Below are 24,145 nucleotides of genomic sequence, written 5' to 3' on the forward strand. Positions count from 1 at the left end.
CTTTTGGCATCGAATCGCAACTGACGGTCCGAGTTGTAAGCTCAAGGACGCGGCACATCGTCTTTGCTGGCTGGCTCCTGCCCGACCTTCTGCTGCATCCGGGCGCGATCAGCGGCATCGGCTTCCAAACTGTGCTGTTCGCTCGCGTGGCGACGGTCGTATTGCAGTTCGATGAACATGGGAAAGTGGTCTGAGCCGATATCCGCGAGGCGCTCGATGCGTGCCACGCGAAAGTGGGCACTGTGAAAGAAGTGATCCAGCGGCCAGCGTAGGAAGCGGTACTGCGCGTGAAAGGTGTTGAACATGCCGCGACCGATGCGTGGATCGAGCAGGCCGCTGATCTTGCGGAACAATCGAGTGGTTGGCGACCAGGCGACGTCATTCAAGTCACCGCTGACGATTACCGGTTCATCGGTCTGCTTGACGCTGCGCCCGACGATCAGCAGCTCGACGTCACGCTCGGTGGACTCGTCGTTTTCCGTCGGGCTCGGCGGCGCCGGGTGCAGGAAGTGCATGCGCACGCCCAGCTCGTCATTGACCCGCAGCCGGGCATGCATCGACGGAATATTGTCCTGCACCAGGAAGCTCAGCCGCTGATGCTCCAACGGCAACCGCGAAAACACGTGCATGCCGTAGAGGTTGTCCAACGGACAGCGGATGCAATAGGGGTAGTCGTCGCTGAGTACTTGCAGCTGTTCGTCCCACCACTGGTCGGTTTCGAGGGCTACCAGTACATCCGGCTGGTAACGCCTGACCAGCGCAATCAAGCGATCAGCGTGGCGATTAGGCGTGAGGACATTGGAGGACAGGATACGAATCCGCGGGCCGTCGTCATTCGGGTCGGCCCAGTCGACCTCGCAGCGTACCAGCGGTGTGTAGGGCCGTATCCACCACCACTGGTAGGCCAGGCAACCCAGCGTCACGGGCGGCAGCAGCAGGTTCCAGCGGATGGAAAAATCCAGCAATAGCAACTGAACCAGCAGCAGTACCAGCAACAGCGCGCCCACCTGCAACTTGGGGAAATCCCAGCCGCGCACCCACCAGCTTGGCTGGCTCCAGTATTGAATGAGAGTGATCGCCACGAAAACCACAGTCACCCCAACCAGGATGCCCTCGGTCATGGCTGGCCCTCCCCAGCTTTCATTTTGCTCGTAGCTAGTTCGGATCGGCCACCAGGCTGATTGTTCCGCCTTCATCGGTACCTTCTGTTGCGATGCAACAGAGGCAGCGAACTGCTGATTCAGAGCAGCGTCGACATCGGAGTTTCTTGACGCCTCTGTCATACCTCCGATGCGGTGAGCGGGTGCGGCAGGTCGACACAAGGCGGTCAGCATGCGCGAGGAAGTGACGGGTACGGCGGGCTCCGTTTGTTGTTTCGCGCACAACCGACGCGAGTAAGGCCGGATGGGCGTCGATTGGCGCGTCCTGCCCGGTGGTCAGGAACCTGCCCGAACCGGACCGCTCTACTCCCTAGTGCCCGACGTTTCGTGAACCTCCGGCCATGCCGTTAACGCTGTGGCGGGTGATGAGATGTCGACAGACCATGCGACTCAGCCGATGAGGACCCTACCCATGCCCGCGCTATCCGCCCTACCCGACTGCTGCTGGAATGCCAGTGCCCCCCGTAGCGACTTCCCGCCGGCGACCGGCCACAGCGAATGCGACGTTGTAGTGGTCGGCGCCGGCATCGTCGGACTGAGCGCCGCCATGACGCTCTGCGAAGCCGGCAAGAAGGTCGTGGTACTCGAAGCGCGCGATATCGGCCGACAGGTCACCGGACGCTCGACCGCCAAGGTCACCACTCAGCATGCCCTCATCTACCGACACCTGATTGATACCTTCGGCCAGGACCTGGCGCAGTGCTACGCCGACGTCAACCGTGAAGCGGTGAACCGCATTCGCCATTGGGTCGAAGACCTGCAAATCGACTGCGATTACCAGCGCCAGTCCGCCTTCGCTTATGCCTGTTCCGCGCAAGGCCGCGAGGCCATCGAGCGTGAAGCTGAGGCGGCTCGCTGCCTGGGCTTTGCCGCGCGGGTGCTCGACCGCGCGCCGCTGCCCTTCGAGACCACGGGTGCGCTCGAGTTTCCCGACCAGGCGCAATTCAACCCAGCCAGCTACCTGGTCGGCCTGGCGGCGGCGGTACAGGCTTGCGGGGGGCAGATCCATCAGCAAACCCGCGCGCAGAAATTCGAGCGCAACGACCGCTGGCAGGTGAGTTTCGATGGCGGCACGGTCAGCGCCGACCAGGTGACTCTCGCCACGCACATGCCGGTAGAGACGCCAATCGACCTGGTCAGCCCGACCCAGCCACGCTGCCATGTGGCAATCGCCTTCCGCCCCCAGGACGAAGCCCACCTTGAGGGCATGTTCATCGCCGCCGAAGACCCGACCCATTCGATTCGCATGGGTCGCGACGATCAAGGCCCGCTGATGCTCGTACTCGGCCCGCGCTTCAACACCGGGCAGGACGGAGACGTGGCGCAGCGCTTCGTCGATCTCGAACAGTGGGCGCGCAGCAACCTGCCGGTTGGCGAGGCGGTGTGGCAATGGTGCAACGAGGACTACGACACCGCCGATCGCATGGCCTATGTTGGCGAGGCCGATCCCGAGGAGGCGCCCGGGCTGTTCGTCGCCACCGGTTTCAATGCGTGGGGCATCAGTAACGGCACCGCCGCCGGCCTTGGTATCGCTCGCCAGATCATCACCGGGCGGCGCCCTTGGAAGACACTTTACGACCCCAGGCGGCCTTCACCGGACGACTTCAACCAGAGCGGCGAGAGCCAGTCACAGGTCGATGAGCTGGACGCTATCGGCCCCGGCGAAGGTGGCGTGATTACCCGCGGCGACGAGCAGATCGCGGTCTGGCGAGACGATTCCGGCGTGCTGCACGGCGTCTCTGCGGCCTGCACGCACATGGGTTGCAGCGTGACCTGGAACAATGCCGATCGCACCTGGGACTGCCCCTGCCACGGCTCGATCTTCCAGGCTGATGGTGAGGTGATTCACGGCCCGGCCATCCAGCCGCTCGCAGCCAGGTCACTTTGAGTGTCAGCGACTCGCGCCTGAGCGGGTCGCTTGATATGCCAACCGTTCCTCGGATGCCGGTAGGCAAATTGGGGTCGTTCCAGTAGGGCTCGGCATCAAGCTGTTGGTCGATGCGCTACTTGGCGTCGACGGCTCTGCGGCCGGTGGCTGAGCGTACCGGGAACACCCCTGATACATATCAGCCGAACACAGCGGCCTGGTTTCCGGGCATCCTTTCGTTCAATGGTGCGATCCGAAACGTGGCTTTCGAGCTACAGGCCATAAAGGCTGTCACCCTTGGCGATCTTGAACGAACCGATCCACTGTGTGCGTTTGAAAAACCTGTAACGCTGGGCCACGTAATGACGCCAATGGACATCTCTCCACACGAGCAGCCATCACCATGCATGCCACGCTTCCCCTCCTGAACGCTCTGGCGTTCCCGCCGCTGCGTCGCGGGTCGCTGGAGGCCTTGCAGGTCAATCTCACCTACCAGTGCAATCAGCGCTGTCTGCACTGCCATGTGAACGCCGGGCCGACTCGCACGGAGGCGATGACCGATGAGAGCCTCGGCCTGCTGCATGAGGTGATCGATGCGCATCCTGTGCATACGCTCGACCTCACCGGCGGCGCACCGGAAATGCACCCGCGCTTTCGTGAGATCGTCGCCCACGCACGCAGGGAGGGTCTGCGGGTCAACGACCGCTGCAATCTGACGATCCTGAGCGAGCCTGGCTACGAGGACCTGGCGAATTTTCTGGCCGAGCAAGGTGTCGAGGTGACGGCATCCCTGCCCTGCTACTCACGCGAGAACGTCGACCGGCAGCGCGGCGATGGCGTGTTCGAGGCCAGCATCGCCGGGCTGCGCAAGCTCAACCGACTTGGCTACGGCGAACCCGGTAGCGACCTGACGCTCAACTTGGTCTACAACCCACAAGGGCCGAGCCTGCCACCGCCACAAGCGGCGCTCGAAGCGGATTACAAAGCGCACCTTGCACAATACTTCGGTATCCACTTTGACCATCTGCTGACCATCACCAACCAACCGATCGCCCGCTTCGGCAGCACGCTAATCAGCAAAGGGCAATTCGCTGATTACATGCAGTTACTGCGCGACAGTTATCGGCCAGCCAATCTGGAAGCAGTGATGTGCCGCAGCCTGATCAGCGTGGATTGGCAAGGTTATCTGTATGACTGCGACTTCAATCAGATGCTCGACCTGCCGGCCGCCATGCCCGGCCTGATTGGCCGAGACCGGCCGCACCTGCGCAACCTGCTCCAGACGACGAGCCTCGAAGGCAACGCCATCGCGACGCGCGATCACTGCTATGCCTGTACTGCGGGGCAAGGCTCAAGCTGCGGTGGCAGCCTGATCGAATAAGGACGCTGTAATGGATATGAGCAGCTGGACGGGGCTGTTTTTCTGGGGCTTTCTGATCTTTTATGGCGCTGCGATGCTGGCCTTGTCCCCGCGCTCGGTGACGTTGGGTGGCTTCTTCGAAGGCCAGGACAAACACGGCCGCAGCGTCGCGCCCTGGTTGCTGACTTCGAGCATCTTCATCAGCTGGATCTTCGCCAAGTCAGTGACCAATGCGGCGAACCTGGGTGCCAGCTATGGACTGGTCGGCGGACTGGCTTACGCCATGTACTGGCTCTCGATCCCCCTGACAGGCTTCGTCATCTATCGCTTGCGCCGGCGCTTTGCGGCTACCGGCCTGGTGAGTTTTCTCTCCAGCCATTACGGTCACGCGGCGGCCCTGGCGTTCACTGCGGCGATCCTCATCCGTTTGTTCAACGAGGTGTGGAGCAATACCGCGGTGGTCGGCGGCTACTACGGAGCGTCTGGCAGCCCCGAGTTCATTGCGGCTGCCTTGCTGTTCACCGCTGTCACGCTGGGCTACAGCCTGCGCGGTGGGCTTCGCAGCTCGATACTGACCGACGCGGCGCAGATGGCGATCTTCATCGTTGCGCTGATTTGGGTCCTGGGCCTGGTACTGCCGCAACACACGGTAGAGGAGCTGAGCAGTACCAGTCACTGGTCACTCAATGCGGGCGTCGATCTGCTGCTGGTTGCGGGGCTGCAGGCACTCAGTTATGGCTTTCACGATCCGGTGCTTACCGACCGCGGTTTCATCAGCGAAGAACGCACCATGCGCCGTGCTTTTTTGCTGGCGGGCATCCTGGGTTTCGTCGCGATCCTCGCCTTCTGTCTGATTGGGGTACATGCACAATTGACCGGCTTGCCGGCGTCCGACAACGTCCCGGCGGCCCTGGCCAAGACTATGGGCATCGGCGCGCTATTGGTGATGACGGTGGTGATGGTATCGGCCGCGGGCTCGACGCTGGACTCGACATTTTCCAGTCTCGCCAAGCTGGTTGGGCGAGAACTGCCATTGCTGGCCGGGCGTGATCTGGGAGCACGGGCCATCGGTCTGGGCATGGCAGCGATGGTGTTGTTCGCCCTGCTGGGCAACCTGCCGATGATCGCGGGGACCGATATCCTCAAGGCCACGACAATCAGCGGGACCATGGTCATTGGGCTCGCCCCGGTGTTTATCCTGCACGGTCTGACGAACCCGACTCGCCTGGGGTTCCACCTGAGTTTCTGGACTGGCCTTTGCCTGGGCATCGCTCTGACGCTTGATTGGATTCCGCCAAACTGGGCCATTGGCGATGGCAAATATGCCTTGCTGCTCGGCACCAACCTCTATGGTTTGTTGCTGTGCACCCTGGGATACCTGCTGCCGGGCTGGCTGCGAGGACGCCAATGATGCGTCCGGGCGACGCTGTTCGCCACGTGATCGTTTCGCGTCCCGCTCGCGCAGCCATAGTTGCCAGCATCAGGCGCGACCCAGCCCATGCGGTCGAGCATCAATGACGGAGAGGCAGGGATGAATAGCCGAAAAATCGCGGTACTGGCGCTGATTCTGGTGCTGCTGGCCGGCTTCTTCGTGTTCGATATGGGCCAATACCTCAGTCTCGACGCGATCAAGGCGCAGCAAGCGGCGCTCGACGCACAGGTGGAGGTTCACCCATGGCTCGCGGGTGGCGTTTTCTTCCTTGGCTATGTATTGGTCACGGCGTTGTCACTGCCTGGTGCCGCATTGATGACGCTTGTCGGCGGAGCGCTTTTCGGTTTGTTTGGCGGCACGCTGCTGGTGTCCTTCGCATCGACGCTCGGCGCGACCCTCGCGATGTTGCTCAGCCGCTACTTGCTTCGCAGCTGGGTGCAGGCACGCTTTCGGCAACGACTGGCCAAGATCGACCAGGGCGTGAACCGCGAAGGCGCCAGTTACCTGTTTGCCTTGCGTCTGGTCCCGGTATTTCCCTTCTTCCTGATCAATCTGGCGATGGGTCTTACGCAATTACCCGTCCGTACATTTTGGTGGGTCAGTCAACTGGGCATGCTGCCCGGAACGCTGGTGTACGTGAATGCCGGGCGCGAGCTAGGTCAGCTGGAGTCTTTGGGCGGCATTCTCTCACCGGGGCTGATTGGCGCCTTCGTGCTGCTGGGGCTGTTGCCGGTGTTGTCGCGTAAGGCGCTGGACGTGTTCAAGGCACGCAAGGTTTACGCGGGCTGGGAAAAACCACGTCGGTTCGACCGTAACCTGGTGGTCATTGGCGCCGGTTCCGGTGGGCTGGTCAGCGCCTATATCGCAGCGGCGGTAAAGGCCAAGGTCACTCTGATCGAAAAACACCGGATGGGCGGCGATTGCCTGAACACAGGCTGTGTCCCGTCGAAGGCGCTGATCCGCTCGGCCAGACTGGCCAATGAGCTCAAGAAGGCCGAGCAGCTGGGCTTCAAGCCAATCGAGGGCGAGGTGGACTTCGCCGCCGTCATGCAACGCATCCAGCGCGTGATCGCCACGATCGCGCCACATGACTCGGTTCAGCGGTACACCGAACTCGGCGTCGAGGTAATCGAAGGCACAGCACGGATCACCTCGCCGTGGACCGTCGAGGTCAACGGCCAGCGCCTCAACACCCGCGCCATCGTCATCGCCACTGGCGCAGGTCCGAAGGTGCCCGATATTCCCGGTATCGACCAGGTCGCACCGCTTACCTCGGACACGGTCTGGGCCTTGCGTGAGCAACCCAAACGGCTGCTGGTATTAGGCGGTGGGCCGATCGGTTGCGAGTTGGCGCAGGCCTTTCAACGGCTCGGATGCCAGGTCATCCTGGTTCAGCGCAACGAGCGCCTGCTGCCCCGTGAGGACTCCGACGCCAGCGCGGCCGTACTGGCGGGGTTGCGCAAAGACGGTGTGGATGTACGTCTGCAGCACCGCGCCGAGCGTTTCGACGCGATCGATGGCGAGCGGCAGGTCGTCTGCCGTGATCTCTCACTCGACGGTGAAGTGGTCATCGAGTTCGACCAGCTACTGGTCGCGCTGGGCCGAGCCGCCAATATTCAGGGTTTCGGTGTCGAGGAACTGCAACTACAAGTGCGGGAAAACGGCACTCTCGCCACTAACGAGTACTTGGCTACCCGCTTTCCAAACATCTATGCGGTCGGTGACGTAACCGGCCCCTTCCAGTTCACCCATGTCTCCTCGCATCAAGCGTGGTACGGCGCGGTGAACGGGCTGTTCGGCGGATTCAAGCGCTTCAAAGTGGACTACCGCGTGATCCCCTGGGCCACCTTTACCGACCCGGAGGTCGCCCATGTCGGGCTCAACGAACAGCAGGCCAAGGCTCAAGGCATCGCCTATGAAGTCACCCGCTTCGGCATGGATGACCTTGACCGCGCCATCGCCGATGAAGCCGCCTATGGCTACATCAAGGTGCTGACAGTGCCGGGCAAGGACCGCATTCTCGGCGCTACCATCGTCGGCAAGCATGCCGGTGATCTGATCACCGAGTACGTCTCGGCAATGAAGCATGGGCTGGGGCTGAACAAGATTTCTCGGCACCATCCACATTTACCCGACCCTGGCCGAAGCCAACAAATCTGTGGCCGGCGAATGGAAACGCACCCATGCCCCGGCCACGGTATTGCGCTGGCTGGCGCGCTTCCACCGCTGGCGACTTGGCGGCAGCGCGGATTCGCAATAACCAGGGCACAGCCCTCAGCAGGTCGGCGCAAACGGAAACGGAACCGTCACTTTGATCAACCTGTAAAGGTGAAGCAACGGGTGAAACTCAACTGTTAGCAGCTGGACCTTGCATCGAATGCCCGACAGGACAGATCCAAAGACACCTTCAACGCCTCGCTGCAAACAATAAGCAGAGCGGCTTATCCGACGGAACATAACCGCAGCGCCGAGATGTGCCACCCGCCATCCCCAACGAGCCAGCTTGATGACTACGAAGCAAACCCCTCCTGACGACGCAGCGCTGGTCCTCATCTGCAAGCGACCTGCCCTTGGCCACGGCAAACAGCGCCTGGCCGTGCACATCGGTGTCGAGCGAGCCTTGAATATCGCCGAGCATCTGCTTGATTGCGCACTGGAAGACCTGCGCAGCTGGCACGGGCCGGTCGTCATTGCCCCCGATCAGAGGGATGCGTGTGACTGGGCCGCACAGCTGATGCCGCAGGCTCTGTGTCTGGCGCAAACTGCCGGCAACCTGGGCGAACGAATCAACAACCTGGACCACAGCTTGCGCGGCCTCGGCCATCGGCAGCTTCTGTACATCGGAAGCGACGCCCCAGCGCTCACACCGGATGACTATCAGCGGGTACACGCTGCGTTGGGGACACACGATACGGTGCTCGTGGCTGCGCGAGACGGTGGGGTGGTGCTGATGGCGTCGAAACTTCCCTGGCCGGATCTAGCTGCCTTGCCGTGGAGCACCCCTGAACTGGGTCACGCACTGGCGGACGCATGCCGTCGGGTGGGTCATTCGGTTGCGCTCAGCGGGGAATCGTTCGATATCGACGAACAAGCGGACCTGCCTCTTGCAGCCCAAGCGCTCGCCGACGACCCCAGAGCAGCGAGGCGAAGACTGCTACAAACGCTGAACAATCTTGAGGGACTGCGACGGTGAGCTCATCAGGGATCAGCGTGATCATCCCGTGCCTGCACGACGAAGAGCACCTTGATCGGCTGCTTCTGCAATTGCGTCTGGCTGAGTCAGAAACCGGGACACCGCTGCAAATCGTCGTAGTGGATGCGGCTGTCAGTGAGCGATGCCAAGCGCTGTGCCGGAACCACGATGCGCTGTGGTCATCGGCAACGCCATCGAGGGGCGAGCAGTTACGCCAGGGAGCCGCGCTCTCGGCGCATGAGACGCTCTGGTTTCTGCATGCCGACGCCGATCTGGACCGGCAGGCATTGATGGCCGTGAGCGAGGCCATAGAGAAAGGCGCTACGGGAGGCTACTTCGCGTTTCGCTTCAGCGACACGAACAGCTGGCAAGGCCGCTTGATCGAACGCCTGGTGGCTTGGCGAAACCGGGTCGGCGTGCCCTATGGCGATCAAGGCATCTTCGCTCGCCGGACAACCTATTTCGCCGTACGGCAACATGCGCCCTGGCCGCTTTTCGAGGAAGTTCCGCTGGTCAAGGGATTGCGCAGCCAAGGGTATTTTCGCCGCCTGGAGCATGGGCTCGGGGTCAGCTCACGCCGTTGGCAACGCGATGGCTGGTGGCGCCGCGCCGGCCGCAATCGCCTGCTGGCCCTGGGTTTCATGCTAGGGCTGTCGCCCTTTACGCTTGCACGGCTCTACGCTGGAAGAAACGTAACGGGCTCAAAGCCACGCGATACTTCCCGCCTGGGATAGTGGTTACCTGTCAGGCATAAAAAGCTGTTTAAAGACCTGACGTGGCAGCGATTGGACTAACAGCGCCAGCGCTCGCCCCGTCTGCTTGGGCTGGGGCGGCGACGGCTCGAGCACTGAGCCTAGTGATTCGACTTCGAGCGAGCCTGCGCAGCCTTCAACCCGTGCGGCTGTAACCCAGGATTAGCCAGCTGCCGGCAAGCGATGCTTACGGTCCCGATCCTCAACGCCTTCACCGTAAGCCGACGCATACCAAGTTGGGTCTGATGAAAACATCGGGTTAGCTGTTCAGCGCGCCCTAATCGGGGGCGGTATCTCGATCATCATGCGGTCGCTTGCTCCAACCAGCCGAGCAGTCGGATGGCCTCCTGTCGGCTATCACCACAGACCATATGATCCGCTTGAAACTGGCTGCAAACCGCAGGCCTGGAAGGCAAGCCGAACAATCTGCAGAGGTTTTGCTCGGAAAGATGCAGGCAACGCTCGCCAGCCGGTTTTCCTGAAGGCAGACCGGGCATCGGCGAGCTGATCGAAGGGGCAACGCAACAGGCACCGCAACCGGGACGGCAGTTCATTCCAACGATCCGAAATGAAAATAACGGGGCGGCGATAATAGTCGCAGGCTTAGCAAAAGACACTAGCGCGACGCGACACTCATTCGATACTTGCGAGGCCGTGCCGACAGCCAATAGGATTCGCCACCGCCCCGGAGTGACCTATGCCTATCTGGATTCAGACTGCCGCCCTGCTCTGCGTTTCCAACCTGTTCATGACCTTTGCCTGGTACGGTCATCTCAAGACACTCAACGGGAAGCCGTGGCTCATAGCCGCGTTGATCAGCTGGGGCATCGCGCTGTTCGAGTATCTGATGATGGTGCCGGCGAATCGAATCGGCTACACCGAACTATCGATCGGTCAGCTGAAGATCATGCAGGAAGTGATCACCCTCGCCATCTTCGTGCCGTTCAGTGTGCTGTACATGCAGCAACCGTTGAAGCTCGATTACCTCTGGGCCGGGTTGTGCTTGTTGGGCGCTGTGTACTTCATCTTTCGCTCATAGCAGTCGGTTCGACGGGCTTTTTAGGCAGCGTAGCTTGCCGCAATGCGACCTGATGACGGCGTCCAGCGGCTTCGGCATACTGGCCGCCCTTTCCCCACCCTTAGAGATTTTTCGAATGTTCAAAGTCAACGAGTACTTCGACGGCACCGTCAAATCCATCGCCTTCGACATGGCAGCGGGCCCCGCCACCATCGGCGTCATGGCGCCTGGCGAATATGAGTTCGGCACGAATCAGTTGGAAGTTATGCAAGTTGTCGCTGGCAGCCTCGACGTGAAACTGCCGGGTAGCGAAAACTACGAAACTTTCGGCGCTGGCACCCAGTTCACTGTGCCGGCGAACAGCAAGTTTCAGCTGAAGGTGGCGGAGGCGACTGCCTACTTGTGTGAGTACCGCTAAGCGGACACTTTTGCTTTGGGGCAGTCCGGAACGTCGTTGCGGTGGATGGATAAGACCATCTACCCTGCGACATTTGTTGGGTGGACTTCGGCCCACCAAAGCGCACCAAGGATGACCGCTTTGCTTAGGCGGGAGTCACCCGGCGGCGCTTTCGTCACTTACTACGCATCGGCCACGTTTCTCGGCGCAACATAACCACCGGTCCAGTCCATCCGACAGTCGAAGTATGCCTTCTGGTAAACCAACCTACGTCAAGTTCAGGCTAGCTCCGTAGGGTGGAAACCGCGAAGAGTTTTCCACCAATACGCCGTGGGGCCCAGGGCAAAAAATGCATCTAGCTATTGCTCTGAAGAACTACAGCACAACGTAAATCAGAGACGACAACTGTTTGCAGAATGGTCACCAGCGCGAGCGAAAAACCTTCACCGAGGCGGCTAAGACTCTTGCGGGATTTCATCCCAACCAGACTTAACTTCCCGCAGCAACCCAGCGACCTCATCAAGGATCACCAGATCGCTCTTAAGGTTTGCTTCTATCAGTCGCGTGGCCATGTATACATAGAGGTTGTTGAGATTAGCTGCGACTTCTCCCCCTGCCTCAAGATTCAAGCCCTGACGCAATCCGCCAACGATGTCTATGGCCTTACCGATCAAGGTGCCTTTCAAGGCGACATCGTTACGCTCCATTGCACCCTTCGCTTGCGCAAGGCGGGAGAGACCGCCTTCCATCAACATCTGGATCAAACGATGCGGCGTTGCATCGATGAGCTGAGCGTTGGTATTGACCGATTGGTACTGTTTCATCGCGGACATGGCGTACATGAGGTTAGCTGCTCCAGTGATGCGGGACTAACCTATTTATCGGCAACCGCTCGTACAGCTTTAATCAGTTAAGGACAAAGCGACGGCTTGATTTTCATTTATTCGTGGCGTGAAGCTAGGTATTTTCTTCAGGGCGTTTAGAGCGGTCGGCGCTCTCGTCTGATCGTGCTCTGCAAAATATGACAGCCGGGATGATAACGACGAGAACCGCGGCTAGACCCATCATCCCATCTACCGGACCAAGCGAACGATGTGCTTATTTATTGCTCTTGACGACACCGGGTAAGCTGGAAAGCGTGTTCTCCAACCAACTGCTCGTGTTGGAAAGCTGTGCGACCATTGTGTCCATAGCATTGAATTGGGCATAAAGACGGCTAGTCATCGACTCAATTCGCAGCGCGAGCTTCTCACGCTGCGCCTTTACATCAGCGCTAGTGCCTTCAAGGCCGGAAACCCGTTGCGCTAAAACCCCCCCGGTCTGATTGAACCCATCGACTCGGTTGTTGAGCCTACTCATCAGCCCTGCATCACCGGTAAAGAAACTTCCGACAGCATCGAACTTACTCTCGAGCGCCGTCTTCAGCTTCTTGTCATCAATACCCAGAGTGCCATCCTTCTGAGTTGTGATACCCAAATCTGACAACAGTCGTACGCCCTCACCGCCGCCGATTTTAGTAAGTTCATTCTGGATGCCAGAAAGAATGTTGCGAACACTGGAGTCACCCACAAGGCCACCGGTCAATGGTTCTCCATTCTCACCAACCTTAGTCACCTTGGTCAGCGTGTTCGTCGTGCCGATCAGGTTGTTATAAGCAGCAATGAATTTTTTGACGTTGGAGGTAACGCCTTCAAAATCCTGCGCAACCGTAACCGTAACCGTTTTGTCCTTTTCCGCCGCGGTCAGATTGAGCGTGACCTCGGCAATAGCGCCCTCTACCCTATTGGACGCGCTTTGTAATGCAAGACCATCAATACTGAACTTGGCGTTTTGCGCCCGCTCCAACACACCATTCATGCCTTCGACGGCGTCACCTTCGGCAGAAATAGTATTTGTGGTATCGATCGCAAGCGCTTCCAGTCCTGCAGTAGCAGTGATCGAAACGTCCTTCCCTGCCCCCGTATTGCTTGAAGACATCACCAGCCGCGTCTTGCCAGTACTCGGGTCGGTAAGCAGATTCGCAGTGACGCCTGAATCCTTGAGCGCCGCATTCAGCGAGTTCCGCACCTGCTCGAGCGACGCACCTTCGCTTATATCCACGCTGATGCCTTGGCCGTCTCCTAGATCGACGGCCAAGGTACCGGCGGCGCCTGTCTTGAAACTACTCTCCAGCGCAGCAGTAGCCGTCTTGCTGCCTGTAGCCAGCTGCTCGATTTTGATACTGTAAATGCCCGCCTGAGCGGTCTTGCTTGCGGTAGCGGTCAGCAGACCGGTACTACTGGATTTAGCGGAGCGGTTCTCATACAGCTTGGGGTCGTTCAAATCTTTGAGCGCGGTCTGGAAGCCGCTCAAGGCCGTGCGTAATGAACCCAGGGCGGAAATCTTGGTGGTGGTCGCACTTTCCAGGCGGTTCAGTTGCGCCTCTTTCGGTGCCTTTTCTGCCGAAACCATGGCGCTAACCATAGAATCGATATCCATGCCTGAACCAATACCTGTGATACCTGCCATGTCCATCACCTCGCCAAGGGGTTGACGCTTATAAAGCAAAATTCGATATCAGCAAGAACCCCGCCGCTAGGCCTGGGCCTTGAATAATAGACTGCGTGCCTCTTCCAGGTTTTCGGCCAGGCGCAACGCTTCTTCAGTCGGGATCTGCCGAACCACCTCTCCCGTCGCACGGTCCGTCACTTTAACAATCATCTTGCCACTCGCATCGTCCAGATCGAAATCCAAATCCCGGCGAATGCTTTGCACAAAATCCTTGATGCTGGAAACCGCCTCCCCGAGCGACTCGGCGATAACAGTCTGCTGCTGCTCGGCTGGAGCCGAACCGGCAACGACCGCTGAATCAGCCTGTTTGCCGGCAACGCTACGCGCTCCCTCTTGCTGCGCCTGCGCCGTATTAGCAAGCAGCCGGGTTGAAATCGCAATATCCATTTTTCATCACCTCGCAACGGCGAAACGGGGGGAAGCGCTCAAGCACTTCCCCCCGCAGTTATCGCAGACCTGCCTGTTCAGCTTACTGCAAAAGGCTAAGAACCGCCTGCGGCAACTGGTTGGCCTGGGCTAGGATCGCGGTACCTGCCTGCTGCAGGATCTGATTCTTGCTCAGTGCAGCAGTTTCAGCGGCGTAGTCGGTATCTTGGATACGGCCTCGCGCTGCCGAGACGTTCTCGCCAATGTTCTGCAAGTTGGCAATCGTATTCTCGAAGCGGTTCTGCACCGCACCAAGTTCGGCTCGCTGAGAGTCGATCGACTTGATCGCCTCGTCAATTGCCTGGACGGCAACCTGCGCACCCTTGGCGGTAGTCAAGTCAATCTTAGCGATGGTTGTGGAAGTAGCCGTACCCGCGGTAGCCGCAACCGTTGCAGCACCAGCTGTGAAACCGGTACCGCTAGTCTGAGCCATGCTAGTAAGGGCGAATGCTGACTGCCCAGTGGTGGTAGCGTCCTCTTTGGCGACAACAGTTATTGCACCAGAGGTTTCGTCTACGAAGGCACCCACGCCCGAGTTGGTATCGTTAATGGCGGCAGCCAGTTTCTGGTTGATTTGTACGTTGGTATCGCCTTTGGCGAACTTAGCATCAACCGAATACGACTTGGAACCGACCGAGAAACCTACCGTAACGCCACCACTGGCCGCAGCGCCGGTCGCCGGAGAAGCGGCCGCGGTTGCGCTCGAAGCAGCGATAGTGGACTCGTAGTGCGTAGCATCAAGCGACTTGGAGCTCATCTCGCCAATGGAAACACTGATGATCTCGTTAGCCGCTGCACCCACCTGGAAGCTGGCAGTGCCGAAGTCGCCGTTGAGCAACTGACGACCACCGAAGGTAGTGGTATTGCTGATACGGTCCAGTTCTTTCTTCAGCTGGGTGACTTCGTCGTTTAGTGCACCACGCTCAGAATCACTGTTGGAACCGTTTGCAGCCTGCAGGGACAGGTCACGCATACGCTGCAGGATATTCGTGGACTGCTGCAGGGCGCCTTCAGCAGTCTGCGCCATGGAGATGCCGTCGTTCGAGTTTTTAACCGCAACATTCAGACCACTGATCTGGCTTCCCAGACGGTTGGAAATCTGCAGGCCGGCGGCATCGTCCTTGGCGCTGTTGATGCGGCTACCTGTTGACAGGCGCTGCATTGTGGTCTGCAGGGAGTTGGCGGAGTTGCTGAGGTTGCGCTGAGTGTTCAGGGAAGCAACGTTAGTGTTGACGGTCAAAGCCATGATGTGTGTCCTCCATCGGACCTAGCTTGTTTGCCTGAGTGTGCGACCTTAGGGAGGGACATTACCCAGGCACCCATAAAGTTCGCATTCATGATCTATTTCGGCGGTACTCTCAAAAGCTTTAGGGGAGAAAGAGAAAATCCTTTGTCACCCTTGACTTCTTCGATCGCTCTAACCGCCGCATGGTCACTACATCGGCAAGTCGGCGGAGAATCTTAGGAACTAACTCATCATGGCGGTGTAACAGCCGCACAAACGCCCAAGCGAGATCGAAGCCGTGCGTAAGCGTTCACGAACCCATAAAGAGAGGATGGAGATGGCATTGAACGCCTGGCCTGCTGGACACATGCGCGGCGTACATTTATCGAAGCACAGAAGGCGCAGCCCAAAGGGCAAGGCCGAACGCTCCGACATGGGGCCGCCCCTGGTCAGCAAGCTGTACGGCGTCGAGCGTATTGAAAGAGGTCGGCGACACCCCACGTTTCGATGCGAAGCTGAACAATGAGCCGGCGCTGACGGTGAAGCCCACCTCACCCAGTGGCAACGCTACCCGAATAGGGGAGTCGATCCTTGCCAAGGCCAAACGACCTTATAGCGAGGCACCCCGGGCAGGGGCACCGTCGATCTCACAGCCGAGTCGGGCCGCATCGTCTCATTGGTGCAAATCAGCCAGCCTAGGGAAGCCAAGCCTTGCGCCAGGATTCCAGATTCGCACCCTCAAGCATCCATTTGCTCAATACGACGTTCCGTAAGTCATCACCTGCTCTGGAGGCGGCATCAAGATCGTTGATGTGAGCCCTGATCGCATCAACCCAGTCTCGGAAGCGGTTCTTAACCAGCATAACTGGAAGGTCACCTCGATAGCACCTGACATCACTGGCTATGACAGGGAAGCCGCAGGCGCCGTACTCAAGCAGGCGCAAATTGCTCTTGCATTCATTGAAAAGGTTTTGCTCGAGCGGAGCCAGAGCAAGATCCAGGTTCATGCTGGCTAGAACCGACGGATACTGATGAATCGACACGCCCCCATGAAATTCATGAACGTAAGGCCTCAGCTTATCGGGGCACATCCCGAAGAACACCCATTCGACCTCATCGGCGAGCGCTTTGACCACGTCGACAATCAGCTCCAAATCGCCCGTATGACCAACCCCTCCAGCCCAGCCAACCCTTGGCTTTCGGCCAACCCGTCGTTCACTTTGCTTTCCCTTCCACCAGGCAGGCAAGCGGTTCTCGATGACCCTGATATCGTCGTGCAGCCCTGCATAGGCTTCTGCCAACGGCTGGGTGGAAACTACAAAACGATCAACGTATCCCAGTGCGCGCCGCAACGTGCGAACGATGTCCTTAGGCATATGCAGTCGGTGAATACTCTTGATCGGCAGGTTCGGCAGATAGTCGTCCAGCTCGTATATCTTGAATGCGCTAGAAAATTCCCGCATCCGCCGCATCTGCTCCAACTGCTCTTCACCCACCTGACGTTGCAGCAACACGACATCCGGCGCGTAACGGGCCAGCTCAACCGGGGAAAGCAGGCCGACAGTTAACGCCCCCTCGATGAGACCGGCATCGCGCATCGCGTTGAACGGTTGGATCACACGATAGTGGCCGCAACCCTCGCGATCCGCGTAATGCCCTAGTACAACCGGCAATGGTCGCCAGGATTGCAAGGGACGCCAGGACAACTGAGGGTCGGCCAGCTTGAAACCTTGCTCAACCTGCAAGCTGAACCCGCCATTATAGGCAGGGTCATGAGCCAAGACCGGCAACCAACGCCGGTAAAACTCATCCTCCTCCGCAGCATTGGTGGCAGCCTCAGGAGGAGGATCCATCAACAACTGTACCCGAGGAGTCCAGACGTTTAGATATCCCGCCTGCTGCAAACGAAGGCAAAGATCCACATCAGCCCAGCGCGCGAGCAGAGGGGATTCATCAAAACCGCCGAGCTGCTGAAACAGCTCTCGATGGACCATCAGACACTCACCACTGAGGGCAGAATAGTTCTGGTCGATCTGCAGGCGCTGCATATAGCCTGCATCATCAAACGAGGCCCCTTCAAAGGCGCGCCCGACGGGACCGCAGAGACCGAGCAACAAGCCAGCGTGGCGGATAATGCCATCTGCCGACAACAATTTCCCGCCCACTGCCCCGACTTCCGATCGCTGGCCATGGTTGAGTAGTTGCTGCAACCAGCCCTCTGCCATGACACCGGCGCCATCGCCCAACCATAGCAAGAAGTCACCTCTCGCTTGCTCGACCGCTTGGTTGCACAAAGCCTCGCGCGACAATGCAGAATCGAAGCGCAACACCCTTAATTGATCCACACCCATTGCCTCGACGCCGGCGAGCCACTCACGCATCGGTGTTGACTGATTACCATGGTCGAGCAACAGCACTTCGTAATTTGCGTAGTCGGTATGCTCCAGCAGCGTTTCAATGCATCGCTGAATTTGTGGCAAGCGATCCTTGACCACTATCAGAATACTTACAGAGCCCAGCTGCGCGTGGCCATAATCGAGTTCATAGCGCCCTGGCAGCCGGCTATCCACTTTAGCCTGCACGTATCCTCTGGCATGCAAATGCCGCTCGATCACAGCGTGCTCCTGAGCACTGTCTCGGAGTGCAAATGCAACGCTCGTAAGGAGCGGCTCACTTATATGGCCTATACAGGCTAGGCCGTAGCGCTCGACCAGGCGCAGCTGGTAGTCCAACTCGAACGCCTCTTCATATTCAGCAGCAAAACCGCCCAGCTCCACCAACGTTTCACGTCTTAACAGCCAATGTTTGCAAAGCCCAGCGGGAAAGCTAAGCAGTAAATCCAGGTTGAAGTCCGGACGCAACGCTACCCCACTTCCGCCATCCTCCAGGCGCATCAGTTCATCGGCATACACGGCCAGACAGCCCTCGGGCGCGCCCAGCAGATCTAACGCCGCGATTAGCAAGCCGCTGGAGGTAAATTCAACGCCGGCCTCTGCCACCAACATCCACTCGGCTTGGCTGGAGGTAGCGATGACATTGAGTACGGCCATTGGGGAGCTGCCAGCCAGCGGAAACAGCTTCGCCCGACCGTCGAGGCCTGAGAAGGCCATAGACGAAACCACTTGGATATCAATGTTTCGGTAGCAGTTAGTGCTTTCCAGACTCCGTAGCGTCCTTTCTACAGCCTCTCGGTCCGCCTTTGCATCAAGGACTGCCACAGCTATACGCGGTCCGTCATTGCTGCAAGCCAAGCGTTCCTCTATGAGTCGTCGCTGAACATCCTTCGGCCAGCGCTCCCCGTGCCAAGCCTGCAACGGGACAGTTCCCAAACCGATAGCCCGCATTAATGCTGCAAGCACGTTTACCGGCTTGAATACCCTTGCTTTGAGCTGGGTGATAGGTGCCACGCGCACAAACCGACTGTCCTCGTTAGTGCGGTACCAGCCCAGATCGCGAATCATCTGCCGGAAATTCTCGTGTCCTTTTTCGCCTATACCTGGCTGGTCGCGACCTAATTGACTGAATTGCTCCTCTGAGACCCTAAAATCAGACAGCGCCTCGCAACGCATCGCCAAGCTTCCCGAACGCAATAACTTGGCATAGATGGCAAGATCCCCAACCCAATGGATCCTCACACCATTTAATGTGCTCAGCTGATTGCCCATTGCCAATACATCGGCGCGCCGACACATAACGGAACTGGGCTCACCTATGAAATTAATTGTATGGTCGGCTAAAAATGAAACAAGCTGTTCGCCATCAATTAACGCATCAGTTTCGAAAGGAAACGCCGTGGCATATATATCAGGCAGTCGATCGCCTGAAGGTCCTATACGACGCCGCCGTGAACTGGCTAGTGAAACACTGGCGTCGCCCTGCATGAGTTCCAACAACGATGCTACGCATTCGGGGTGAAGCACATCATCATCATAAAGGAATTTAACATACTCCCCGCTCGCCAACTCGATACAACGCGCCAGATTATTTATTTCATTTAAACGCTTCGGGTTATGCTGGTATATGACCTTGAAGTCGGCACGCTCAATGAACCGTTCCACGATCTCGCGTACCTCACCTCCCCGACAGTCGTCACAAATTACTAGCTCCAAAGGCCGGTAAGTTTGCCGAAGCACGCTGTCAAGAGCAGTTTCCAAATAAGCAGATTTGTAAGCCGGCATGGCCACGCTAACCAAGGGCTTGGCATCATTCGCATCAGTCACCGGTCACTCCTCAATACTTAGTGCGCGCAGCCTTTCGACGACTCGCCGGGAATTCTGATCATCTTGATAATTAAAAAAGAATTTCTTGCAGGTCCGGTAGGCTTCGGAAGGTCGTTGGTTAGCCTCGACCAACTCATCCTGTAATTTCAACAACAAGGCGTCAAAATCGGTCACTACCGGTCCGGGAAAAACTATATCCATGTCATACAACAAGCCATTCTGGCTGCTTTTATAGTGTTCTAAATCATAGGCAAAGCTAATCACTGGCTTATCCAGATAAAGCGCATCAATATACAGCGATGAATAATCTGTCACTACCAAGTCAGACTCACGCAATATCGGCGCTATTTCACTAACAACCGCATGCCCTAAGTCGACGATCAACTCTCCGTCGGCATAATGCTCGAGATTAAATAATTGATCACCCTTGCGGAAGTAGTGCATCCGAAAACCTAAAACGGCGTCGTTCTGCCGTAACAAATTCTTGAGCCGCAGCACCTGCTCTTCGTCAAACTGGTAACATCCAGCACCATTAAAATCAGCCTCACGAAAAGTCGGCGCATAAACCACCAAACGCCTTTTCTTCTTAAGGTTACGAATATATTCGACTTCACAACGAAGAAAACGCGGAAGCGCCTGCTCAGGCATAAGGAGAAAGTCATTACGCGGCAACCCAGTGACCCAGACCCGCTCATAATCAATAGGATGAAATATGGCCGCCATCGCATAACTATCAATATCGGAGGACGCGATAAGGCCTCTATAGAAGCGCCGTTCTTTACGGCGAAAGGCGACCCTATCCGCACGCCGACGCTGTTCGCGATTAGCCAGAGCGAAAAGCCGTTTTAATGGTATGCCATGCCAAAGATTGACCAGCACGCGCCGCGTCAAGCTCGGCCGCACCACGCTAAAGGAACCATCTGCCCAGCGCCATGACATATCTAGGGCTACCGCGTTGGACAGCAGGTAGACTCCACACCGCGCCAGCTCAGCCAGGCCTCGCAGGCTCTGCACATCGATCACCTCGGTGTTGCAGGCGTCGTCAAGATGCAGATCTGCTGCTAGGTCGCGAGTGAACACTCGCTTGTGAATGCTTGGGTCGCCCTTCACCGCCTCAAACATGGCCCGCGAGTTTTCAACCAACTGGCTGGGCTTGAGCGGGTGGACGAAGAATGCCCAGTGATTGGCTCGTTTTATTGTCAGCCGGTCATAAAGCCACCACAGTGGCAGGATCAGCAAGGCAGCCAGCCACCTGCGCCGGATCGGCGCTTCCCAACGATTCATGGAAACAACAGCTCCAGCGCGTCCACATCGAACACCGGGATCCCACGGTTAAGCGCCACATCCAGACGCTCAGGGAAATGGTTATCAATGAAGATAGCCGCGCCCTCGACCACGGAGGACTTCGGCTCACCCCATCGCAGATGGATGATCTCATCGAATAAAGATTCGGCGATTCGCGCCTCAGCCAGAGCAGCCTTAAGGCTGCCTTCATGGCGGGTGAGCAGAACCAGACGCCTGCCCATCTCCAGCACCCGGTAGGCAAAGCGCATGGCCTGAGGGTTAGCACGCCCGCCGCAGACAAGCGTGTCGTCGAAGTCCATGTAAACCGTGTCGAAGGCATATGCCAGCTCGGCATGGCTAGCGAGGCAGCGCTCGACCAGTACAACTCGGGGCTCGTCCAGCACTTTCAGATCACGTGCCATGAAATCTTGCACAGCCATCAACGGCAGGTTTACGCCAGCCACTCGATGAACCACAGAACTGCTGGACAGGCGGCAACTGACCTCGAGAAGTTTATAACCGCCCTGCTCGTCACGCTTGAGCTGAAAGAACCAAGGACCACGAAATTTCAGGCGACCATGAATCGCTTTGGCGATCCGTCCCACCTCTTGAGTCACAGGAATCCGCCGCGAACGCATGGCAATACCGCCTACCACCCGCTCTCGGCTACGCGGGCCGATATACAGCAGCTGCCCGCGCCAGTCACTGAAGCAGTCCACCGTCAGCTCCTCGCCCGGCAGGTACTCGCAGATCAGCGGCTGATCCAGACTAGGTAGCGCCACCTCGGCGGCCACACGATCCGTAACCAGCGTCACGCCCTGCCCTCCCTGGCGCTGGTCTGGCTTGAGTAGAACAGGCCAATACTCCACCTCATCCAGTCCCGCAAACAGCCGGGGAAGCCAGTCTTCCCCGGCGAATAGTGCGTAGGTAGCCGCCTTGCTACGAGCAATCTGTGTGCTTTGCGGGTCGCCGTTAACTAGATGGACACGCCATGCCGCCATTCGCGGCGCCAGATAGGCCAAAACGCTGTCGTGAGTGGCGAACACAAGCTGAATATCCCAGCCCGCCAGCAGCTCCGCGAAGCGTTCATCAAAATTCGGATCGACAATATTTGGCAGCTCGATGTATCGTTCGAACGCCAGGCGACCATGATCGTCGCGGCTGGAAGCGCCGTACAGATCGACGTGAATGGAACGAGCGAGCGCCCGCTGAATCTCCAATCCCACTTCATTACCGCAAGGAAATACCAGCACGTTGATGCGCTTCATGCTGCCTCCACCAGGTCGAAGTCCAGCAGCATCTCGCATACCTGCTCACGGGGGTTGTGCATTAAGACGTCAATAATCGACAGCCCAGGCACAAATGTTCCCACGCCCTGGTTGTACGCAGCAAAACGGTTGCTCACGAAGCGCAAGCGCACACCTTGCTCGGCAAAGTGCCGGCTTTCATACAGCCCCTGCCCGCCTATCGCGTTGTGATACGTATCCGCGCCGAAGTAGCGGCACAGGTCGAGTATCCGTTGCTCGCCACTCGCCGCAGTGCGCGGCATTGTTGAGGCGAACTGAGTGGAAAACGGCAGCTGAAGATAATCGAATACCGCACATACCGACGCAGCACTCTTGCGTGCAACATTGCGTTCCGGTGCTAGGCAAACGGCCTCGACCAGGGCAAACACCTCGGCAAAAAAAGGCGCTCGGCTGTAAGCGTGGCGCAACTGCTCCAGAAAAGTATCGAACACACCGGTGAAATAGTGCTCGTCGATCCGGCGATTCTGGCTGACCCGCTCCACTGCGATACTAAAGGTAAACGGATAGCCGCTGAGCAGAATGCGATTGCGGTTGATGTTGCCCTTTTTGATAAAAGCCACATCGTCGAGGAACACAAAATGATCGACACTCCCGGCCAACTGAAAATAGCCGAGGTAAGGAAACAAATAAGGTTGCATTACCGCGATAATCACCGGCGCCCCGCAGAAATAATGAGCTGGCAGATGATGTCCACTTCCTCGTCCGCCAGATCCGGATAGATCGGCAGGCAGATGACCTTACCGGCGATGGCGCGAGCCACCGGCAGGTTGGCGGGCTCCGCCGAGGGCAGGCCGCGATACATCGGAAAATCACTGATGAGCGGGTAAAAATAGCGTCGCGCCAAGATGTCGCGCTCGCGCAGACGCTCATAGAGCTCGTCTCGCGCCAAGGGAAACTGCGCCTCAACCAAGATGGGGAAATAAGCGTGGTTGCTGTTGTCAATCAGGCCCTCGAAGCAGCTTATTCCAGCTACCCCGACCAATCGCTCGCGGTAATAGTGGTCAATCTGCTTACGGCGCGCCAATGCCTGGTCGATGTAGCGCAATTGCAGCAACCCGAAGGCAGCGTTGACTTCACTCATCTTACCGTTGATGCCTGGCGCAATTACGGTTGTCTCGTTGACGAACCCGAAATTTTTCAGGTGCCCGATGCGCCGGTAAGTCTTCGCATCCGGGCAAATAATCGCCCCGCCCTCGAAAGTATTGAACACCTTAGTGGCATGAAAGCTAAGCACGCTTAGATCGCCATGGCGAAGAATACTACCACCCTCGTCGCGCACGCCGAAAGCATGAGCTGCGTCGTAGATAACCCGCAGGTTATAGGTGTCCGCAATACGCTCGATTGCCGCCACGTCGCATGGCCTTCCGTAGCAGTGTACCGGCATGATCGCCGTGGTCGAGGGGGTAATAGCCGCTTCTATTTTCTCCGGGTCAAGGTTGAGAGAAACCGGATCGATGTCCACGAACACCGGCTTGACGCCATTCCATAACAGTGAATGAGCTGTAGCGACGAAGGAATACGGCGTGGTTATGACCTCACCAGTTACACGCAGCGCCTGCAAAGCGGTTACCAGTGCAAGGGTGCCGTTAGCGAACAACGCCAATTGCTCAACCCCTAGGTACTCGCACAGCGCCTGCTCTAGTTGCTGATGCATAGCCCCACCATTAGTGAGCATGCGACTTTCCCAGATACGCTCGAGGTAGGGAATGAACTCATCCAAGGGGGGCAGTAGGGGGCTGGTGACGGTGATTGGCTTTTTGATTTTCTACTCCCTGACGAAGCAAATGATCCAGCAACTTCAAAAATCTTTCATTGGATAAATGCTGCAACTATAACCATACATAGTTCAAGAACAGTTGAGGTTATTTTCTTTACAATCCAGTAGCTTACGGATCAAAATGCAATCCTAACTATCGGAGCTAGCGGGGATACCATCATCAAAGCACCAGTGGCG

At 58.0% G+C, this 24,145-nt stretch carries 19 protein-coding genes and 1 pseudogene; 9 read left to right on the forward strand and 11 right to left on the reverse strand.

Annotation, left to right across the window (positions count from 1 at the left end):
- Positions 1-41: 41 nt before the first annotated feature.
- Positions 42-1,121 carry an endonuclease/exonuclease/phosphatase family protein gene (locus ACQKIK_RS19915; RefSeq protein WP_499137209.1) on the reverse strand — a complete coding sequence of 360 codons (1,080 nt, stop codon included), beginning with the start codon at positions 1,119-1,121 and terminating at the stop codon, positions 42-44.
- A gap of 451 nt (positions 1,122-1,572) precedes the next feature.
- Between ACQKIK_RS19915 and ACQKIK_RS19920 the strand changes: the two genes are divergently transcribed.
- The 6 genes from ACQKIK_RS19920 (at position 1,573) to ACQKIK_RS19945 (ending at position 9,746) form a co-directional block, all read left to right on the forward strand.
- Complete coding sequence (locus tag ACQKIK_RS19920) at positions 1,573-3,048, forward strand: FAD-dependent oxidoreductase (RefSeq protein WP_499137210.1); 1,476 nt, start codon at positions 1,573-1,575, stop codon at positions 3,046-3,048.
- A 382-nt stretch (positions 3,049-3,430) separates the two neighbouring features.
- A complete protein-coding gene (arsS, locus tag ACQKIK_RS19925) occupies positions 3,431-4,408 on the forward strand; it encodes an arsenosugar biosynthesis radical SAM (seleno)protein ArsS (RefSeq protein WP_499137211.1) in 978 nt (325 codons plus the stop codon).
- A 16-nt stretch (positions 4,409-4,424) separates the two neighbouring features.
- Complete coding sequence (locus tag ACQKIK_RS19930) at positions 4,425-5,798, forward strand: sodium:solute symporter (protein WP_499137246.1); 1,374 nt, start codon at positions 4,425-4,427, stop codon at positions 5,796-5,798.
- Positions 5,799-5,918: 120 nt separating this feature from the next.
- Positions 5,919-8,177 (forward strand): dihydrolipoyl dehydrogenase family protein, encoded by a 2,259-nt coding sequence (locus ACQKIK_RS19935; RefSeq protein WP_499137212.1) that lies wholly within the window; start codon positions 5,919-5,921, stop codon positions 8,175-8,177.
- A 148-nt stretch (positions 8,178-8,325) separates the two neighbouring features.
- The gene (locus ACQKIK_RS19940; RefSeq protein WP_127839076.1) at positions 8,326-9,012 is read left to right on the forward strand and encodes a TIGR04282 family arsenosugar biosynthesis glycosyltransferase; all 687 of its coding nucleotides are present in this window, start codon (positions 8,326-8,328) and stop codon (positions 9,010-9,012) included.
- A complete protein-coding gene (locus ACQKIK_RS19945; protein WP_499137213.1) occupies positions 9,009-9,746 on the forward strand; it encodes a glycosyltransferase in 738 nt (245 codons plus the stop codon). Before ACQKIK_RS19940 ends, ACQKIK_RS19945 begins: the two co-directional genes overlap by 4 nt.
- A gap of 320 nt (positions 9,747-10,066) precedes the next feature.
- Here the strand turns inward: ACQKIK_RS19945 and ACQKIK_RS19950 are convergent, their stop codons facing one another.
- Positions 10,067-10,318, reverse strand: coding sequence for a YkgJ family cysteine cluster protein (locus ACQKIK_RS19950; RefSeq protein ID WP_081262913.1), 252 nt, complete (start codon positions 10,316-10,318; stop codon positions 10,067-10,069).
- 143 nt (positions 10,319-10,461) lie between these two features.
- Between ACQKIK_RS19950 and ACQKIK_RS19955 the strand changes: the two genes are divergently transcribed.
- Positions 10,462-10,803: a DMT family protein gene (locus ACQKIK_RS19955; protein ID WP_499137214.1), complete on the forward strand. Its 342-nt coding sequence runs from the start codon at positions 10,462-10,464 to the stop codon at positions 10,801-10,803.
- Between the two features lie 115 nt (positions 10,804-10,918).
- Complete coding sequence (ppnP, locus tag ACQKIK_RS19960; protein WP_499137247.1) at positions 10,919-11,200, forward strand: pyrimidine/purine nucleoside phosphorylase; 282 nt, start codon at positions 10,919-10,921, stop codon at positions 11,198-11,200.
- Between the two features lie 434 nt (positions 11,201-11,634).
- Here the strand turns inward: ppnP and fliS are convergent, their stop codons facing one another.
- From fliS to ACQKIK_RS19980, 4 genes are all read right to left on the reverse strand, one after another.
- Positions 11,635-12,021, reverse strand: a complete 387-nt coding sequence (gene fliS, locus ACQKIK_RS19965) for a flagellar export chaperone FliS (protein WP_499137215.1) — start codon at positions 12,019-12,021, stop codon at positions 11,635-11,637.
- Positions 12,022-12,277: 256 nt separating this feature from the next.
- Positions 12,278-13,687, reverse strand: a complete 1,410-nt coding sequence (gene fliD / locus ACQKIK_RS19970; RefSeq protein ID WP_499137216.1) for a flagellar filament capping protein FliD — start codon at positions 13,685-13,687, stop codon at positions 12,278-12,280.
- A 66-nt stretch (positions 13,688-13,753) separates the two neighbouring features.
- Positions 13,754-14,116, reverse strand: a complete 363-nt coding sequence (locus tag ACQKIK_RS19975; RefSeq protein WP_499137217.1) for a flagellar protein FlaG — start codon at positions 14,114-14,116, stop codon at positions 13,754-13,756.
- Between the two features lie 82 nt (positions 14,117-14,198).
- Positions 14,199-15,401: a flagellin gene (locus tag ACQKIK_RS19980; RefSeq protein ID WP_499137218.1), complete on the reverse strand. Its 1,203-nt coding sequence runs from the start codon at positions 15,399-15,401 to the stop codon at positions 14,199-14,201.
- A 315-nt stretch (positions 15,402-15,716) separates the two neighbouring features.
- On the opposite strand from ACQKIK_RS19980, the pseudogene ACQKIK_RS19985 reads away from it, so the two are divergent.
- Positions 15,717-15,855, forward strand: a pseudogene (locus tag ACQKIK_RS19985) (IS66 family transposase); the annotation flags it as partial.
- Positions 15,856-16,075: 220 nt separating this feature from the next.
- Here ACQKIK_RS19985 and ACQKIK_RS19990 read toward each other — a convergent pair.
- Genes ACQKIK_RS19990 through ACQKIK_RS20010 form a run of 5 tightly spaced genes read right to left on the reverse strand, consistent with a single transcriptional unit; the run spans position 16,076 to position 23,953 of the window.
- The gene (locus ACQKIK_RS19990; RefSeq protein WP_499137248.1) at positions 16,076-19,558 is read right to left on the reverse strand and encodes a glycosyltransferase; all 3,483 of its coding nucleotides are present in this window, start codon (positions 19,556-19,558) and stop codon (positions 16,076-16,078) included.
- 45 nt (positions 19,559-19,603) lie between these two features.
- A complete protein-coding gene (locus ACQKIK_RS19995; RefSeq protein WP_499137219.1) occupies positions 19,604-20,884 on the reverse strand; it encodes a CDP-glycerol glycerophosphotransferase family protein in 1,281 nt (426 codons plus the stop codon).
- Positions 20,881-22,152 (reverse strand): ATP-grasp domain-containing protein, encoded by a 1,272-nt coding sequence (locus ACQKIK_RS20000; protein WP_499137220.1) that lies wholly within the window; start codon positions 22,150-22,152, stop codon positions 20,881-20,883. The genes ACQKIK_RS19995 and ACQKIK_RS20000 overlap by 4 nt, the downstream gene beginning before the upstream one ends.
- Positions 22,149-22,829 carry a WbqC family protein gene (locus ACQKIK_RS20005; RefSeq protein ID WP_499137221.1) on the reverse strand — a complete coding sequence of 227 codons (681 nt, stop codon included), beginning with the start codon at positions 22,827-22,829 and terminating at the stop codon, positions 22,149-22,151. Before ACQKIK_RS20005 ends, ACQKIK_RS20000 begins: the two co-directional genes overlap by 4 nt.
- An 11-nt stretch (positions 22,830-22,840) precedes the next feature.
- A complete protein-coding gene (locus ACQKIK_RS20010) occupies positions 22,841-23,953 on the reverse strand; it encodes a DegT/DnrJ/EryC1/StrS family aminotransferase (RefSeq protein WP_499137249.1) in 1,113 nt (370 codons plus the stop codon).
- Between the last annotated feature and the right edge of the window lie 192 nt (positions 23,954-24,145).

This window comes from Pseudomonas sp. NPDC047961 (assembly GCF_050272435.1).
GTDB lineage: Bacteria > Pseudomonadota > Gammaproteobacteria > Pseudomonadales > Pseudomonadaceae > Stutzerimonas.